We start from the raw sequence: 16,852 nt of genomic DNA on the forward strand, positions 1-16,852 counted from the left end.
AAAGATGTTCAGTAAACTTATCCGGCTTTGTACTCTGGTAATGCTGTTTACCGGTACAGCAATGGCTAAGATGCCGGCTACCGAGCATATTGACAGTATTGTGGTTGGCGCAGGTTGTTTCTGGGGCGTGGAAAAGCGCTTTGAGGCTATGCCTGGCGTTATTGATGCGGTATCCGGTTATGCCGACGGTAATGATGTACAACCCAGCTACCGCGTGATCACGCAAAAACGTCATCAGTTTAACCCGAATAACCATGCTGAAGTGGTTAAAGTGCGCTTCAATCCGGCGCAAATCAGCCTGGACACTCTGTTACAGCGCTATTTTGAAATGCACGACCCTACTCAGCTAAACCGCCAGGGCAATGATATTGGCACCCAGTATCGCAGCATTATCTTAACCAACAGCGACACTCAGGCCTTAATAGCAAACAGGCTGAAAGCTGAATTTCAACAGCTGCTAAGCAAGGCTGGTTACGGTGCCATTACCACCCAGATTAAGCCGCTGCGCGAGTTTTTTCCGGCAGAGAGCTACCATCAGGACTATATCGCGAAAAATCCCAACGGTTACTGCCCCGATCACAGCACCGGTGTGCGCTTTACCAATACGCCAGTGGCGCAAACCACCAGCGTAGATAACAGTGCGCTACTTAACGGCAAGCATATTCTGGTAATAGACTCAGAAAGCTACTGCCCGTACTGCGAGAAATTTAAAGCCGATGTGGCTAAGCATTACCGTGGAGATATTCCGCTGCATTACCGTTATGCCAGCCAGTTAAAAGGGCTGAAGATCACCTCAGCGACCTGGGCCACGCCGACCATTATTTTGCTGGCAAACGGCAAAGAAGTGTTTGGCCGTCAGGGCTACCTGAGCCCCAACGAGTTTTATCTGCTGCTGGGTAAATTTAAACTCGGTGACAGCGAGGCCTTTGATGTCGCCTTTGATGAAGGCACCGATGCGCGCTTTTGTCAGCAATACGAAATCTTTAAAAACACGCCCGATGGTGTTTTTGTCGATAAACTTAGCGGCGTAGCATTGTTTGACACCCGTCACCGTTTTGACTCCGGCAGCGGCTGGCTGTCATTTACCAAACCCGTTGATGGCGCGGTAATAGAAAAGCCCGACAACCGTTATGGCATGCGCCGCACTGAAATCCGCGCCAAAGTCTCGGGCATCCATTTAGGCCATGTGTTTAATGATGGCCCAAACGGTAAACCACGTTACTGCATCAATGCCACCGTGCTGGATTTTGTGCCGCGCGGTTAAACATAGCTGCCGTGCTGTTACAGCCGTACCGCGTCGGCTACGGCTACCACAGCTTTAGCCGGCTTATGCCGCAGTGCTAGCGCCAGCCCGGTGCAGATAATCAGCACAACACCACTTTGTTGCAGCGTACTTAAGCTTTCACCAAACAACCACCAGCCGGCCAGGATTACCGTGACCGGCTCTAAATAGGCCAGCGTGGCGTAAAGTCGGGTTGGCAAATGCTGCAACGCCACTATGGCACAGTAAATAGCAATAAAGCCGGGGAAAATACCGGCCAGTGCTATCCAGATAATATCTTCGGCTAACGGCGCTTTCATTGCCGTTAAAAACGGCAGCACACAGCAAGCACCAATAATCAGCTGGTAAAAAGTGCGCTGTAATTGCGAGTGCCCCGGCAGCGAGCGCCGGTTTAGCAGTAAAAAGCCGCTGTAGCACAACAACGCCAGCAAGCCATACAACAAGCCCGGCAACTGACTGGCATCAAGAACCAGATCAAATTTAAACTGCTGCAACATGGCAAAGCCAAGAAACGACAACACAATCAGGCTGGAATCTGGCAGGTCGAGTTTTTCCTGTAACAGCCAGTGTGCTAAAAAGGCCGACAGCGGCGGTGCCAGATACACCAGCATAATGGCATTGGCCAGACTGATATATTCAATTGCCGTAAGAAAGCTCAGCATAAAGCCGGCCAGCAGCACACCATTTACGGCCATCCGCCAGTCGGGTTTACCTTTTAACAGCCTGATACGACCGGTTAAGCCAACAAACAGCAGCAAACACAGCGCGCCAACGGCTAAACGGTAAAACGTCAGCTCGGCCGCCGCTAAGCCACTAAAGCGGGCAATAATGCCACTGCTGGCCATCGCCACGGCCGATAGCAGCGCTAACAATACATAACTAAGCATAGAAACGCAGACCGCATGTTACCGGAGCCGGGTTTACTCACACCGACACGCCGTAAATACATCCTTGTAGGCTCGTCTCACGCATCCATGCATTCAACGGTCGGCTTAGAGCAAACCCAGCCCCTGATTCAAATTCTGGCTGCTATTATGCGTGTTCTGTTACTAATAAACGAGATGGCCTAACCCGAATTTCGCATACCGGCAGCAATACCGGCTATAGTCACCATCAGCGCCCGGCTGATCATCGGGCTTACCCGCTCTGGCTGATGCCTAACCCGGTGTAATAACTCAGCTTGCAGGATATGCAGCGGGTCGACATAGGTATTGCGCAACATTATCGATTCGCGGATCCAGCTTTCTTTTGCCATTAGCGTATCGCTGTGAATAAGCTTTAGCAGCAAGTCGCGATCTGCTGTTAACTGCTCGCGCAGTTGCTGGCCTAGGTGCTTTAATTCATCCGGCACCAACACCTTGTCGTAATAAGCCGCAATATCACTGTCGGCTTTTAAAAACACCATTTCCAGCATCGACATGCGGGTGGCAAAAAACGGCCATTGCTGCTGCATTTCTTCCAGCAGCGGTGCGTTATCCTGCTCGGCCGCTTTTGCCAATGCCGAGCCAGCCCCAAGCCAGGCCGGTAACATTAAGCGGTTTTGCGACCAGGCAAAAATCCACGGAATGGCGCGCAGGCTTTCAACTCCGCCGGTTGGGTTACGTTTGGCCGGCCGGCTACCCAGCGGTAACTGGCCCAGCTCCTGCTCTGGGGTAGCGGCGCGAAAATACGGCACAAAGTCTTTATTGTGGCGTACCACAGCACGGTAGGCCTCGCACGAGTCGGCAGCCAGCTGGCTCATCAGTGTGCGCCAGCTTTGTTTGGGTACCGGTGGTGGCAATAGCATGCCTTCGAGCACGGCACTGGCATACAGTGCCAGACTGCGTTCGGCTAATTTTGGTAAGCCAAATTTAAAGCGGATCATCTCGCCCTGCTCGGTAACCCGTAAACCACCATCTAACGAGCCCGGTGGCTGCGATAAAATAGCAGCATGGGCCGGGCCGCCGCCACGGCCGATAGTACCGCCACGGCCATGAAATAATGTTAATTGCACCCTGGCCTGCTGACATATCGCCACTAAGGCTTCCTGGGCGCTGTACTGTGCCCAGGCGGCGGCAAATACGCCGGCATCTTTGGCGGAATCCGAGTAGCCAATCATCACTTCCTGTTTGCCGTTTATGTAACCGCGATACCAATCAATACTGAGCAAGCGGCGCATACAATCCGGTGCGTTTTGCAAGTCGCTCAGGGTTTCAAACAACGGCGCTACCGGCATCGGGAAGCTGATACCGGCTTCTTTTAACAGCAATTGTACCGCCAGCACGTCAGACGGTTTACCGGCCATAGAAATGACATAGGTGCTCAGTGCCTCACTGCCATGGCGGGCGACGATATCGCAGGTATCTAATACCTCTTGCACCTCGGCACCGGGTTGCCAGCTTTTTGGAAACAGCGGCCGGCGGTTCGCCAGCTCGGCCAGTAAAAACGCCTGGCGCGCGCTTTCGTCCCAGGCCGCGTAGTCACCCAGACCGAGATACTGCGTTAGCTCGCTAAATACCTGAGCATGACGGCCGGCATCCTGGCGGATATCCAGCTTTAACAAGGTCAGGCCAAAAGCGTAAGCGCGGCGCAGCGTGTCGAGCAGCTTGCCGTTGGCAATAACCGCCATACCGCAATCGAGCAGTGACTGATAGCACAGCAATAGTGGTTCAAGTAGCTGCTGGTTATGCCAGATTAAATCCTGTGGCCGCTGCAAGCGGTCGTGTTTTAACGCTTCAGTTAACCAGTCGCGGGTCTGCAGCAGGCCGCTGCGTAACTTGTTCAGTACCAGCCGGTAAGGCTCGCTGGCCCCGCCGGCAATGTCGCTAAGCGCCTGGCTGGCCTGATACATGGAGAGCTCGCTGCTGAGCAAGTCTAAGTCTTTGGCGAATAGATCGGCAGCTTTCCAGCGGCTGAGTAACAACACCTGACGGGTAACCTTCGCCGTAACAAAGGGGTTACCGTCGCGATCACCGCCCATCCAGGAGGAGAATTTTACCGGCGCCGCATCCAGTGCCAGGCCTTTGCCGCTGGCAGTGACCAATTTGGTGTCCAGTTCACGCAGAAAATCCGGTATTGCCTGCCACAGCGAGCTTTCAATTACCGCAAAACCAGATTTGGCTTCATCGACCGGCGTCGGCCGCTGTTCACGAATTTCATTAGTGTGCCAGGCCTGGGCAATCAGCTCGCTTAAGCGCTGCTCTACCCGCTGTTGCTGCGCTGGTGTTAACTCTTGCTCCAGCTCGGTTAAACAGCCGGCAATTTCGGTGAGCTTATGAATAAGGGTACGGCGTGATACTTCGGTCGGGTGCGCGGTTAGTACCAGCTCGATGGATAAATTAGCCACCGCCTGCTGTACCTTAGCCGTATCCAGTTGTTTGTCAGCCAGCAAACTAAACAGCTCTTGCAGCGGCTCGGGTTTTTCGATGCTGGCGTGGCCAATGCGGCTGATGCTGTGATGCTGCTCGGCTAAGTTGGCTAAATTTAAAAACTGGGCAAAGGCGCGGGCGACCGGCAGCAGCTCGTCGTCGCTTAAGCTTTGTAGCACCTGTTTTAACTGGTCGGCTTGCAGCTCTTCGCCCTGACGGGCGGCTTTTGACAGCTGACGGATTTGCTCTACCCGCTCCAGCACCGCGTCACCTAACTGGTTACGAATGGTGTCACCCAATTGGGTGCCCAGTAAACCGACATTGCTTTTTAACGCTGCATAATGGTCCATCTTGCTTACTCCGGTTACCCTGTGTTTTACCACCCTAGCTGGTTATCAACTGGTACTCAACCATGATTGATTACAAAACGGGCAACGGAATTGGTAAGACCAAATAACCAAACTAAGCAAGCAGTTGTTCCAGCTTGTGCTTATTTTGTCTGGATAAACTAAATTGCTGACCGTCTTTCAGAATGACGGTGTAGTCACCGCGCTCATTAAGGCGCAATTCACTGATACAGGCCTGGCGGATAATTACCGAGCGGTGAATACGGGTGAAAATATGAGGGTCAAGCTGCTGCTCCAGCGTTGACATAGTGGCACGGTGTAACAGCACTTTTTTATCAAACAAATGAATTTCGGCGTAGTTACCGGCGCCACGGATAAAATCAATTTGATCAACATCCTGTAACCGTATCCGGCCCGGATCTTTAATAATAAGTTTGGCTTTATAGCGGCTGCCACTGTCTTGCTGCAGCTGGCGAATAACATCGCTGACGCGGGTTAAATCGCTGAGTTGATGTTCGCGGATACGGTTAATGGCGCGCTGTAGTGACTGCTGAAACCTGTCATCATCAAAAGGCTTTAACAGATAATCTATCGCATCCAGTTCAAAGGCGGTAATGGCAAACTGATCATAAGCCGTGACAAATACCACCACCGCTTTATTGCCAAAATGGCTGGCTAACTCGATACCGGTGAGGCCGGGCATCTGAATATCCAAAAACACTAAATCCGGCTTATGCTGCTCAAACATTGCCATGGCCTGCCTGCCATCTGCGGCTTGTACAATTTGTACAATGGCGCTTTCCTGTTGCAATAACAGTGCTATGCTCTGGCGCGCCAGTTGCTCATCATCGGCAATCAGTACTTTCAATTTCATCAGTTGCCTCCAGCGGTAATTTTAGCTCGGTTGCCACGTAGCCGTTTTCCAGCCTGGTGAGTTCCAGGCTGTAATTCTGTGCATAAAGCCGTTTTAAGCGCTCATGGCAGTTACTCAACCCTATGCCAAAACCATGATGCGATTCATGTTCAGCTACCCGGTTTACCAGACGGATCTGTAACATACCGTCATCGCAACCTATATGAAGCTGCAGCAGATTTTGCTCAGTTTCCTGTTGCACGCCGTGCTGAACTGCATTTTCGACCAACGGCTGCAGCAGCATAAAGGGCACTTCCTGCACCAGACACTGCGGCGCAACGTCAATTTGTAGCTGTAACTTGTCACCAAAGCGCATGCTCTGTATGTTCAGATAACTTTGAATAAACTCCATTTCCTCAGCCAGACTAATCATCTGACTGCTTTGATTTTCAAGCACTTTTCTAAGCATGGCGCTAAGTTCAGTCAGGGCCTTGATGGCGCTGTTTTTATTATCTAACCGGATAAGCCCGGCAATGGTATTTAAGGTGTTAAATAAAAAGTGCGGATTAAGCTGCGATCGCAGCGACTGCAGCTCAAGCTGCACCAGCTGACGCTGCAAAGCTTCGCTGTGCGCTACTTCAGAATGCACCCGCTTAAAGTAGGACCAGGCATAGCCGGCACTGATCACCGAAATAAACACCAGAATATCCATATGCCAGGCACTGTAACCAAACCATGACGCCATGCCGGCCTGCAATGTTTGCCAGTTGACTACCCCTTGCGTTTGAAAAGAGACAATGGGTAACACCATAACGCCGTACAACAGCAAAGTAGCAAACATCAGCACCACGATGCGCAGCAAAATCAGCCAGTACTTTTGCCCTTCTACCGGTAATCGCTGCGTTGCGGCAATTAACAGGGGCGTAATTAATGCCCAGGGCATCCACCAGGGCGCATATTCTAACCAGACATGTATCCATTGGGCATCCCGGCCCACCCGCACCGCTGCCCGATAGGAATGATCAGCAGACAGCGAGCACATAAGTAACCAGAAACCGATACTGGCCAGCCACAACCGCCATGAGGGTAGAACCCGCTCTTCTCTTATTAACATCTGCAACCTCTTAACCGGCAGTACACCGCTGACAACCTCAGGCTGAACTCTGCCAGCCAATCCCCTCTACCCACCAGGTCAAACTACCCGGTCACTTTACGCAGTATTAACGCCAGCGTCACCGCCATTAGTCACCGCACACCCGCAGTTAATCACTCGGAACTACCTGTCAATGGCTCGGGCCTAGGCGCAACACAAATAACAGCCTAGCGTAAACAGGCAGTAACAGAAAAAACAAAGTGAAATAACCATGCTGCAGGGAGAATAGTATGTTTAACAAATCCAAACTGGCGTTGGCGGTTCAACTCGGCCTTGTGCTGGGTAGTTTAGCTACAGTTACCACCATATCTGCCCAGGACACCAACACCGCTGAAGCGGCAGTGGAGAAAATAGCGGTAACCGGTTCGCGCATAAAAAGCCTGGATCAGGTTGCCAATAGCCCGATGCTAACGGTCAACGCGGATGAACTTAACAGCCGGGCTGACATTACCATCGATACCTATATGAACACCTTGCCACAGGTAAATCCGGCTGGCACCACCACCTCAAACAATCCGGGCAATGGCGGCCAATCTAATATTGACTTACGCGGCCTCGGTGCCAACCGCAACCTGGTGCTGGTTGATGGCCGGCGCGTTATGGTGTCGTCGTCGGCAATGACCGTCGATTTAAACACTATACCGGCTGCGATGATAGACAGCATTGAAGTAATCACCGGCGGTGCGGGCGCAGCCTATGGTGCAGATGCAGTCGCCGGCGCGGTAAACCTACGGCTGAAAAGCAACTTTGAAGGTGTGGATTTTCGTGCCACGCATTCCAACCACGCGCAGGAACGTGACGCTGAAGAATACAACTTTTCGGCGGTAGTGGGTGGCAATTTTGACGACAGCCGCGGCAACGCCATTATCGCCTTTGACTACTCCAAGCGTGAAGGCATGATTAAATCGCAGCGCGATTTCTCCGCCAACGCCACCTCAACCACCAGTTTCTTCCCGGAGGGGCGTTATTTCAGCTCTGGCAATAATCCGTCGCAAGCCGCCGTTGATGCCGTGTTTGCCAGCTATGGCAGTGCCGCCGGCTCAGTACCCGCCAATGGCAGTCTGATTGGTTTTAATACTGATGGCTCGCTGTTTTCGGCCGGGGTTTTTAACAGCCCGCTGGATGTGGAGAACTGGCGATATCCGGTCGACTTGTCGGTAAACGGGCCGCTGTTTCCAGACGTGTACAGCTACAACTTTGATGCGGTAAATATTCTGGTGCTGCCTCTGGAGCGTAAGACGTTCTCCAGTAAGCTGAATTTTGATGTCACCGACAAGACAGAAGTTTTTGCAACAGCATCCTGGACCAATTACAACTCAGAAACGGCACTGGCACCGACGCCGTTTCCAACAGTACAGGTACAGGGCCCGGATGGCACGGTTTCTACCCGCGCCACGTCGGCCTTTGTTTCTCCTGGCAGCACTATTGCCAATCAGTTAATTATCCCGGTAACCAACCCCTTTATTCCGGCCGATCTGATGACGCTGCTAAATTCACGCACCGGCGATAATGCCGCACTGGTGGGTTCTGGCGCAACCGAGCCCTTCCTGATGCGGCAACGTTCGCTATGGGGCGGCTTACGTGGTTCGCAGCGCGACAATACTGTGGTGCAATATATGCTTGGCATTCGCGGTGAAATCAATGACGCCTGGAGCTATGACGTTTACGCCATGGAAGGTAAAACCACCATTAAGCAAACGCAAACCGGCAACCTGGACACCCAGCGCGTGATGGATTTATTAGCCGCCCCCGACGGTGGTGCCAGTATTTGTGCCGGTGGCTATAACCCGTTTGGCCGTAACAGTGTGTCGCAGGAATGCGCCGATTACATGACACTTGACGCTACCTTATCGCGCGAGTTTAACCAACGCATTATGCAGGGTTATGTTTCCGGTGACTTGTTCGAACTGCCCAGCGGCATGTTAAGTGTGGTACTGGGATATGAAAGTCGACGCTTTGATTATGAATTAGATCCGGGCTCACTAAGCGGGCCGGTATCCGGCTTTAACACCCAAAGCCCGGCGGCTGGCAAAAACCGCTTTGATGATATCTTTGCTGAAGCCTTTATTCCGCTGCTTGATGGCCGGGACTTCGCCGACAGCCTGGATCTAACCCTGGGGTTTCGCAGTTCACAGTCGCAGTTTACCGACATTGCCAAAGGTATTAGCGGTGAGAAAGATCGCAATTCGGCCTACAAAGCCGAACTGAGCTGGGTAATTGCCAGCGATTTACCGCGCATCCGGGCGTCGTATCAGCGCGCAGTGCGGGCGCCTAACTTTGGCGAACTGTTTGACGGTGGTGGTAGTGCGCCGCAGTACTTCGATCCCTGCTCAGCGTCTACCGAGTTTCGCGCCGCCAATGGCCAGGCCGGTGCCGATTTGTGCTCAGCAACCGGTGTAGGCGCACCGGACAGCTATGTGCAAACGCCAGGCACCCAGGCTTCTATCAACACCTCGGGTAATGTGAAGCTGAAACCAGAAACTGCAGATACCTTTACCCTTGGTGCCGTGCATAACTTCAGTAACGGCCTGGCCATGTCGCTGGATTATTACAATATTGATATTGAAGATGCGATTATCGCGCCGAACGTTAACCTGATTATTGCCGACTGCTACAACTACTACGGCAATAACGCCGCACTGAGCGGTGATTACAGTTCCTGTCAGTACATAGTGCGCGGCGGCGGTGACATTTTCTTCCTCGCAGATCCGAACACTGCAGATGGTAATATTCCGGGCATTAACTCAGGTTTTATTAAAACCTCGGGGCTGGATTTCCAGGCCGGTTATGGTTTTGATACCGACATGCTTGGCGGGGCCTATATCAAACTGGGTCTGTACGCCAACTACCTGTTGGAGTACAAAACTCAGGAACTGGACTTCCTGCCAGCGATAGATTATGCCGACACTGTAGCGTATTTCGGCGCCGGCCTTGGCCAGTCGTTCCCGAAATTTAAGGTTAATCTCAATGCCAGCGTAAACTTTGGCGATCTGGAATGGGCACTAAAAGGCCGTTATATCGATGGTATGAAAAACCGGCTTGCGGTAGAAATGCCAATTGAAACCCAACCCAGCGGCACCAGCGGCATTATGTATTGGGATACCGCGTTTACCTATCGGCTTGGTGAGCATTATTCGGTGCGACTGGGCGTGAACAACCTGCTCGATACTGAGCCGGAATTGTATGCGCCAAACGTGCAGTCAGGTACAGATCCATCGCTGTACGATGTGGTCGGACGGCGCGTGACACTCTCAGCCAGTGTTAAGTTTTAGTTGATTGGCAAAAAAAAGCCCGCCATTACGGCGGGCAAACATCAGGAACGCGATGTATTAGAACTTGTAGCTGACGCCACCGTAGATCTGGCGACCGATAGTGTCGAACACTTCCGGCACTGTGCCACCGTCGCTGCCGTTGGCTACATATGACGGCTCTTCGTCAGTCAGGTTTTTCACACCCAATGAAACGCTTAAACCGTTGGTAATAAAGTAGCTGGCGGCGATGTTGTGATACAGCACTGCATCGATGCGCGAGCCATCAGCCAGGAAGTCTGTTTTACCAATGTAACGGTTAAAGTAAGTTAGATTCCAGTCACCCTGTCCAGCCTGCACGCTGAAGTTATTGCGCAGTTCAGCATAGCCACCAAAGTTACCGTCGATGGTATTAGTGTAATCAATACCGTCCTGTTTAAACTCCAGTAACCAGGTCGTGTCGTTGTTGATTTTCCAGGTTAAACCCAGTGCGTCAAAGCGGTAGGCGACGTTGATATCCACACCACTGGTGTCCTGGTTACCGACGTTGGTTAACGGGTTGGTAAAGTCAGACAGATCACCCGCCATAGTTATGCTGAACGTTTCACAGGCAACAGCGTCGCCGGCAAAACAGTTATCCAGACCAGCCTGCGCATCTAAACGGGTGATGGCATTCGTCACTTTAAAGCGCCAGTAATCGACAGTTAACGATAAACCTTCAATTTGCGCTGGTGACAATACCATGCCGGCAGTGAACGATTCTGACTCTTCCGGTTTAATATTGGCGTCTGAGGTGTAGTTCACCAGAATTTGCGGGTCTTGTTCATTGCCCCACGGATCGGTCAGGTAGTCGAAAGAGCCGGTGTTACCACCGAACAACTCGTTAACGTTTGGTGCACGGAAACCGGTAGCCGCAACCGCACGTAACATCACTTCGTCAGACAATTCATAGGTTAAGCCGACTTTCCAGGTGCTGGCTTTACCAAAAGTGGAGTAGTCATCAAAACGCAGCGCAAACTCACCGGTCAGCTTGTCACTGAACGGCACGCTGACTTCCTGATAGAATGACACCACGCTGTAGCTGCCCTTGGTTGGGTCTTGCTGTGCGGCGGTACCTTCACCGGCAACAATCACCGGATCCGGGTTAAAGAAGCCAGCGTCACGGCGATACTCTGCACCGATAGCAAAGCCTACCGCACCGGCGTCTAAATCGAATAGATCACCGCTTAGCACACCGGCCAGCACGCTTTGTGAGTTGCCGCCCTCGGCCTGCTCGAAATAGCCAATATCGTTAACAATAGCGCTGCTCAGTGGCGCACCGCTGAACCAGGCCGCCTGATTGGCATAGACAGAGCTTTCCATCTTCACCGCGTTAATTGAATTGGCTACCGAGGTATCCGCTTCGTTTTTACCGTAAGTGTACGACAGCTCCCAGTTCATACCGGTGTGTACATCCAGGCTGCCGGCTAAGGCCGCAGATACACGTAAAGTGTCCGTGTCCTGTGCATATACGCGCGGGCCGACATCGTTAGTACGGCGGCGGTAGTTAATGCGGCCAGTATCATCTGCAGTTAAACCACCGGTAAGCATTGCCGGTGTTAAGGTGATACAGTTTTGCAAATCAGCATCTGGCGCACCGCAGACATCCAGCATAATGTCGCCCGGTTGCGGTGCTAACTGCTGATCTGACTTACGCTTGGTGTACAAAGCATCGGCTGTAAATACTAAATCGTTGTCCAGCTCTTGCGTGGCGTTAGCAAACAAGCTGTAACGCTTACTTGGCGTCTGGTACCAGCTGTCCTGGGTAAAATCATAACCGCTGCTGCGTGCTACCCATTCGCCAGCGGCATTTTGCACTTTGCCACCTAAGCTACCAGTGGGGATAAACGAGCTGTTACCCGCTTCTGTCCAGTCACGGTCAGACTGAATAACGCCTTTACGATCTGCGTAAGTGGCGCCAACGGTAAAGTTGCCACTGTTGGTGCTAAAACCATACAGGGCGCTTAGCTCGCCGGTTTCACCGTCGCCTTTGTCGGTGCTGCTGGCGTTCAGATCCAGTTGCACACCGTCGAAGTCTTTTTTGGTGATAATGTTCACTACCCCGGCAATGGCATCAGAGCCATATACCGCAGAAGCACCATCTTTTAAAATTTCTACCCGGGCAATCATCGCTACCGGTATGGCGTTTAAGTCTACCGCGCTATCGGCACCTGAACCTGAATTCACCATGCGGCGGCCGTTTAATAACACTAGGGTGCGCTCTGCCCCCATACCGCGTAAGTCTACCTGGGCGGCACCGTCGGCACCATTGTTAGTGGTAGCACCCACTGCCGCGCCGGCCATGGAAGTTTGCGCCTGTAACAGTTGGTCAACCGAGGTAAAGCCTTCAATACGGATAGCCGCAGCGTCAATTACCGTCACCGGTGACGCCGTTTCCATATCCTGGCGCTGAATGCGTGAGCCGGTAACTTCAATGCGCTCTACTTTGGCCACTTCTTCCTGGGCCAATGCTGCTGAACTGACACCTAACGCAGAAGCTGGCAGCGCCAGCATGGCAAAGCGTACCGCCTTACCTACTAAAGATTGTTGCATGTAATTCCCCCTGGACGCCGCAAAGCGGGCTACCGTTGTTATAAGTGGTGGTTTTTCCGGCGCTGACGCTACTGGCGTTTTGTTAGCAAAGCCAGCGCTAAGTCATCAAAGTAAGGCCTGCTGTGACCAAAAGGGGGAATGGTGCGATAAAGCCACAAGCTGTATAAATTTGTAAAAACCACTGTCAACGCCACAAAAACCGGGACCAGCGCCATACATTCGCCAATGTATCTTTGCTACACTGCGCGCCCCTAAAGCCCGGTAAAGACGGGAGCTGGCGTATTGCATTCTGGCCAGCACGTTTTTACTGTTTTCATACAGAGTCGGTTATGAAGTTAAGCTGTTTAATCGTGGACGACGAACCTTTAGCCAGGGCTGGCATCAGACATTTGCTGAGTCAACAGCAACAATTTGAAATTACGGCAGAAGCCGATAACGGCACCGATGCATTGCGTTTAGCGCAATTGCATCAGCCGGATATTATCTTTCTTGATATTCAGATGCCGGGGCTGGATGGCCTGAGCGTATTTAAACAGCTGGCCAGCAAGCCGGCGGTGATTTTTTGTACCGCCTACGCTGAGCATGCGGTAACGGCCTTTGAGTTAAGTGCGGTAGATTATTTACTAAAACCTTTCAGCCCGGAGCGCTTTCAGCAAGCGTTGTTTAAAGCCTGCGGCAAAATTATTGGTAAATTAAGCCGCCCGGCCAACACTATCAGCCCGGCTACCAGCTATGTTGACCGCCTAACCATCCGCGATCCGGGCCGGTTGCGTATTGTCGATGTTAACGACATCAGCTGGATAGAAAGCGCCGGCAACTATGTTGATATACATGTGTATTCGCAGCCGAAAAGTTACCTGCTACGCGACACCATGGCCGCACTGGAACAAAAGCTCGACCCGGCAGTATTTGCCCGCATTCACCGTTCATCCATAGTGCGCAAAAGTGATATTGTTGAACTGCGCCCGGGCGATAAGGGCGACGCCGAGGTGCTGCTAAAATGCGGCAGCCTGCTTACCATGTCGCGCCGGCACAGAGCGGCGCTGGCAGAGCTATTTGGTAACTTAAACTAATACAACCGATTGCTGCAGCGGCCCGGCTTGGTATACTGGCCAGCAAATAACCACCTTACAGGTATTTATGACAAGCACAGCACAACCCGGCCCGGCCAAAAGCAAAAAGCCTGGCCTGTTATCCAACCTGCTAATTAATGTGGCAATACCGGCCATTATTTTAAGCCGCTTTAGTGGCGACACCGCCTTAGGGCCGGTATGGGCTGTGGTGGTGGCACTGGCTTTTCCGCTGCTGTTTGGTTTGTGGGAGCTAAAGCAATCTGGCAAAGTGAACTTTTTTTCTGTGCTGGGTATTATCAGCGTGCTGCTAACCGGCGGCATCAGCTTGTTGCAATTGCCGCCCTCTTATATCGCCATTAAAGAAGCGCTGATCCCGGGGCTGATTGGCGTTATAGTGCTGCTTAGCCAGTATACGCCTTACCCGCTGGTTAAAAAGCTGCTGATAAACCCGGAATTACTGGACTTACCCAAGTTAGAACAGGCCTTAGCCGAACAAAACAACAGCGCCCTGTTCGACCAACGCATGGCCAGAGCCGGATACATTGTTGCAGCATCGTTTTTTCTGTCATCAGCGCTAAATTACATCCTGGCCAAAGCCATAGTGGTGAGCCAACCCGGCACCACCGCCTATGCTGAAGAGCTGGGCCGTATGACGTGGCTAAGCTACCCGGTGATAGTACTGCCTTCTATGGTAATGCTGTTTGGCGCCATTATTTATATGTTCCGCCAGATTGGCCGCCTGAGCGGCCGCTCATTGGAAGATTTTATTCTGCAATAGGCTTTTTTAACTCAGCGCGCAGCTGTACCAATTCCTGTTGCAGCTGCTGCATTTGTAACAGCAGTTGCTGCTGGGTAGCCACATCGGCAGCATGTTCTTCTTTATGCTCGTCATCGTGCATGCTTTGCACCGCATTTACGATAACGGCAATAAACAAATTCAGCATGGTAAAGGTGGCAATTAAGATAAACGGCACAAAAAAGGCCCAGGCATAAGGAAATTGCTCCATCACTGGTCTGGCAATACCCATAGACCAACTTTCCAGTGTCATCACCTGAAACAGCGTATACAGTGAAGCCCCCAGGCTGCCAAACCAGTCGGGAAAGGCTTCACCAAATAACTTGGTTACCATTACCGCCGCCACGTAGTACACCAGCCCCAACACCATAGCAATCGACAACATACCGTTTAGCGACTGCAACAGCGCACCTACAATTTTGCGCATCGAGGGGACAAAGGTAAGCACCCGCAGTACCCGTAGTACCCGTAGCGCCCGTAATACGGCAAAAGGCCCGCTGGCCGGCACTAAAGCTATACCGACCACAATAAAATCAAACACACTCCAGCCGTCTTTAAAAAACGCCAGCCGGTGCACAAATAAGCGGATCAGGATCTCCAGCACAAACACCGCCAAAATGGCTTGATCTAACTTCAGTAACACAGTACCAGCCGCTGCCATCACCGCCGGCATGGTCTCCAGCCCGAGAATGGCGGCGTTAACTAAAATCAGCGCCAGCAAAATACGTTGCACTGTGTTGTTTTCAATAAACTGCTGTAATCGCGCACGCAGCGACGGCGCGGTCATCAGGGTTTCACTGCTCATACGGCTACCTTAAGCAAAAAAGTGGTTAAATTGGCGCTATTGTATGTCAGCGGCAATGGCCGTCAATGGCTTTGCTAAGGCGACAGAAGAAGATGTTACAGCAGCTGCGATAACGGGCTTTTCACCCCGGCAGCGCCACGGTTTAGTACATGGGTATAAATTTGCGTAGTGCGAACATCGGTATGGCCCAATTGCTCCTGCACAGTGCGGATATCGGCACCGGATTCTAATAAATGCGTTGCGAAGGAGTGACGCAGGGTATGACAGCTTACTCTTTTTTGGATCTGCGCAGCCCTGGCGGCTTGCTGAATTGCTTTTCGCACAGTACTTTCGTCGATATGATGCCGACGAATTAGTTTGGTTTGCGGCTCAGCACTTAACACAGCGGAGGGGAACAAGTAATGCCACCCCAGCTGACGTGGCGCGGCAGGATATTTGCGCTGCAGTGCTGTTGGTAACCAAACACCAGCATAGTTTGGGTTGTCTAAGTCGGCCTGCAAATATTGTGTAACCCCGGCGATCTGCTGTTGTAAAGCTGGCACCAACTCTGCGGCCAGCGTAGTGCGCCGGTTCTTGTTACCTTTACCCTGCCAAACCATTAAGCCAAGATAATCAAAATCAATATCCTGAACCCTTAGTCTGATGGCTTCCATTAACCTTAAACCACTACCATACAGCAGTTGGGTGATTAATTTATACTTAGGATCGATTAGCTGCAGCAGCCTCTTTACCTCAGCGCGAGTTAACACCACAGGCAGTTTTGGGCTCGCTCTGGAGCGGTTAAATTTCATATCCAGCGACAGCGGATTTTGTAGCACCACTTTATATAAAAAACTCAACGCATTTAACGCAGTGGCCTGCGTTTTTGCCGCAACATTGCGTTCATTGACAAGGTAACTTAAAAACCTTTCTACGTCAGCATCATGCAATTTAATTGGATGCTGCTTTTTATTAAACAAGATAAAAAATTTTATCCAGTACAAATATGTGTCTACCGTACGTTTGGCATAGCGGCGGCTTAGCATTAGCTCAGCAACCGACTGCAAAAATGGCGAGGTCATTTATTACACCCAATAATGTTTATTTATACAGTAGTTGGTGAATTTTATGTAAGCAAATGGATATGCGGAAAATTTCCTGCTTTCACCCAAATCATTCCAAAGAAAGCAGCTATAGCTAATTGATAAGCTGAGATAAAACAGGTAATTTAATGAAATGTAAAAACTGATAGGCGGAATTTTTCCGATTTGAAAGCGGGAAACTTTCCGTCTATTAAGCTGTTGAACTAAGCCGCTGCGCGGAGCTCTCAGCCACTACCTGTTATTGAACCACACTTACTCCGGGAATGTTCCCAAC

At 51.5% G+C, this 16,852-nt stretch carries 11 protein-coding genes; 4 read left to right on the forward strand and 7 right to left on the reverse strand.

Features of this window, described 5'->3' with window-relative positions:
* Positions 1–4: 4 nt before the first annotated feature.
* A complete protein-coding gene (gene msrA / locus MN202_RS09450; protein ID WP_335735861.1) occupies positions 5–1,264 on the forward strand; it encodes a peptide-methionine (S)-S-oxide reductase MsrA in 1,260 nt (419 codons plus the stop codon).
* A gap of 17 nt (positions 1,265–1,281) precedes the next feature.
* On the opposite strand, the gene MN202_RS09455 is transcribed toward msrA, so the two are convergent.
* From MN202_RS09455 to MN202_RS09470, 4 genes are all read right to left on the reverse strand, one after another.
* Positions 1,282–2,169 (reverse strand): DMT family transporter, encoded by an 888-nt coding sequence (locus tag MN202_RS09455; protein ID WP_335735862.1) that lies wholly within the window; start codon positions 2,167–2,169, stop codon positions 1,282–1,284.
* Positions 2,170–2,348: 179 nt separating this feature from the next.
* Positions 2,349–4,979, reverse strand: a complete 2,631-nt coding sequence (gene ppc, locus MN202_RS09460; protein WP_335735863.1) for a phosphoenolpyruvate carboxylase — start codon at positions 4,977–4,979, stop codon at positions 2,349–2,351.
* A gap of 112 nt (positions 4,980–5,091) precedes the next feature.
* Positions 5,092–5,850 carry a LytR/AlgR family response regulator transcription factor gene (locus tag MN202_RS09465; protein WP_335735864.1) on the reverse strand — a complete coding sequence of 253 codons (759 nt, stop codon included), beginning with the start codon at positions 5,848–5,850 and terminating at the stop codon, positions 5,092–5,094.
* Positions 5,822–6,943, reverse strand: coding sequence for a sensor histidine kinase (locus MN202_RS09470; RefSeq protein WP_335735865.1), 1,122 nt, complete (start codon positions 6,941–6,943; stop codon positions 5,822–5,824). The genes MN202_RS09465 and MN202_RS09470 overlap by 29 nt, the downstream gene beginning before the upstream one ends.
* Before the next feature lie 269 nt (positions 6,944–7,212).
* Between MN202_RS09470 and MN202_RS09475 the strand changes: the two genes are divergently transcribed.
* The gene (locus MN202_RS09475) at positions 7,213–10,254 is read left to right on the forward strand and encodes a TonB-dependent receptor domain-containing protein (RefSeq protein WP_335735866.1); all 3,042 of its coding nucleotides are present in this window, start codon (positions 7,213–7,215) and stop codon (positions 10,252–10,254) included.
* A 57-nt stretch (positions 10,255–10,311) separates the two neighbouring features.
* On the opposite strand, the gene MN202_RS09480 is transcribed toward MN202_RS09475, so the two are convergent.
* On the reverse strand, positions 10,312–12,822 hold the full coding sequence (locus MN202_RS09480; RefSeq protein WP_335735867.1) for a TonB-dependent receptor plug domain-containing protein: 2,511 nt from the start codon (positions 12,820–12,822) through the stop codon (positions 10,312–10,314).
* 329 nt (positions 12,823–13,151) lie between these two features.
* Between MN202_RS09480 and MN202_RS09485 the strand changes: the two genes are divergently transcribed.
* The gene (locus MN202_RS09485; RefSeq protein WP_335735868.1) at positions 13,152–13,895 is read left to right on the forward strand and encodes a LytR/AlgR family response regulator transcription factor; all 744 of its coding nucleotides are present in this window, start codon (positions 13,152–13,154) and stop codon (positions 13,893–13,895) included.
* A 67-nt stretch (positions 13,896–13,962) separates the two neighbouring features.
* Positions 13,963–14,673, forward strand: coding sequence for a VC0807 family protein (locus MN202_RS09490; protein WP_335735869.1), 711 nt, complete (start codon positions 13,963–13,965; stop codon positions 14,671–14,673).
* Here the strand turns inward: MN202_RS09490 and MN202_RS09495 are convergent.
* Together MN202_RS09495 and MN202_RS09500 are read right to left on the reverse strand one after the other, a co-directional pair.
* A complete protein-coding gene (locus tag MN202_RS09495; RefSeq protein WP_335735870.1) occupies positions 14,660–15,496 on the reverse strand; it encodes an ion transporter in 837 nt (278 codons plus the stop codon). The two genes, MN202_RS09490 and MN202_RS09495, sit on opposite strands and share 14 nt — an antisense overlap.
* A 95-nt stretch (positions 15,497–15,591) precedes the next feature.
* Positions 15,592–16,557, reverse strand: coding sequence for an integron integrase (locus MN202_RS09500; protein WP_335735871.1), 966 nt, complete (start codon positions 16,555–16,557; stop codon positions 15,592–15,594).
* Between the last annotated feature and the right edge of the window lie 295 nt (positions 16,558–16,852).

The organism is Rheinheimera muenzenbergensis, assembly GCF_036984005.1.
GTDB classification, from domain to species: domain Bacteria; phylum Pseudomonadota; class Gammaproteobacteria; order Enterobacterales; family Alteromonadaceae; genus Alishewanella; species Alishewanella muenzenbergensis.

Bases quoted from the DNA above. Each gene is read 5' to 3' on its own strand.
- msrA (WP_335735861.1), top strand. From the start codon at position 5: ATGTTCAGTAAACTTATCCGGCTTTGTACTCTGGTAATGCTGTTTACC.
- MN202_RS09455 (WP_335735862.1), bottom strand. From the start codon at position 2,169: ATGCTTAGTTATGTATTGTTAGCGCTGCTATCGGCCGTGGCGATGGCC.
- ppc (WP_335735863.1), bottom strand. From the start codon at position 4,979: ATGGACCATTATGCAGCGTTAAAAAGCAATGTCGGTTTACTGGGCACC.
- MN202_RS09465 (WP_335735864.1), bottom strand. From the start codon at position 5,850: ATGAAATTGAAAGTACTGATTGCCGATGATGAGCAACTGGCGCGCCAG.
- MN202_RS09470 (WP_335735865.1), bottom strand. From the start codon at position 6,943: ATGTTAATAAGAGAAGAGCGGGTTCTACCCTCATGGCGGTTGTGGCTG.
- MN202_RS09475 (WP_335735866.1), top strand. From the start codon at position 7,213: ATGTTTAACAAATCCAAACTGGCGTTGGCGGTTCAACTCGGCCTTGTG.
- MN202_RS09480 (WP_335735867.1), bottom strand. From the start codon at position 12,822: ATGCAACAATCTTTAGTAGGTAAGGCGGTACGCTTTGCCATGCTGGCG.
- MN202_RS09485 (WP_335735868.1), top strand. From the start codon at position 13,152: ATGAAGTTAAGCTGTTTAATCGTGGACGACGAACCTTTAGCCAGGGCT.
- MN202_RS09490 (WP_335735869.1), top strand. From the start codon at position 13,963: ATGACAAGCACAGCACAACCCGGCCCGGCCAAAAGCAAAAAGCCTGGC.
- MN202_RS09495 (WP_335735870.1), bottom strand. From the start codon at position 15,496: ATGAGCAGTGAAACCCTGATGACCGCGCCGTCGCTGCGTGCGCGATTA.
- MN202_RS09500 (WP_335735871.1), bottom strand. From the start codon at position 16,557: ATGACCTCGCCATTTTTGCAGTCGGTTGCTGAGCTAATGCTAAGCCGC.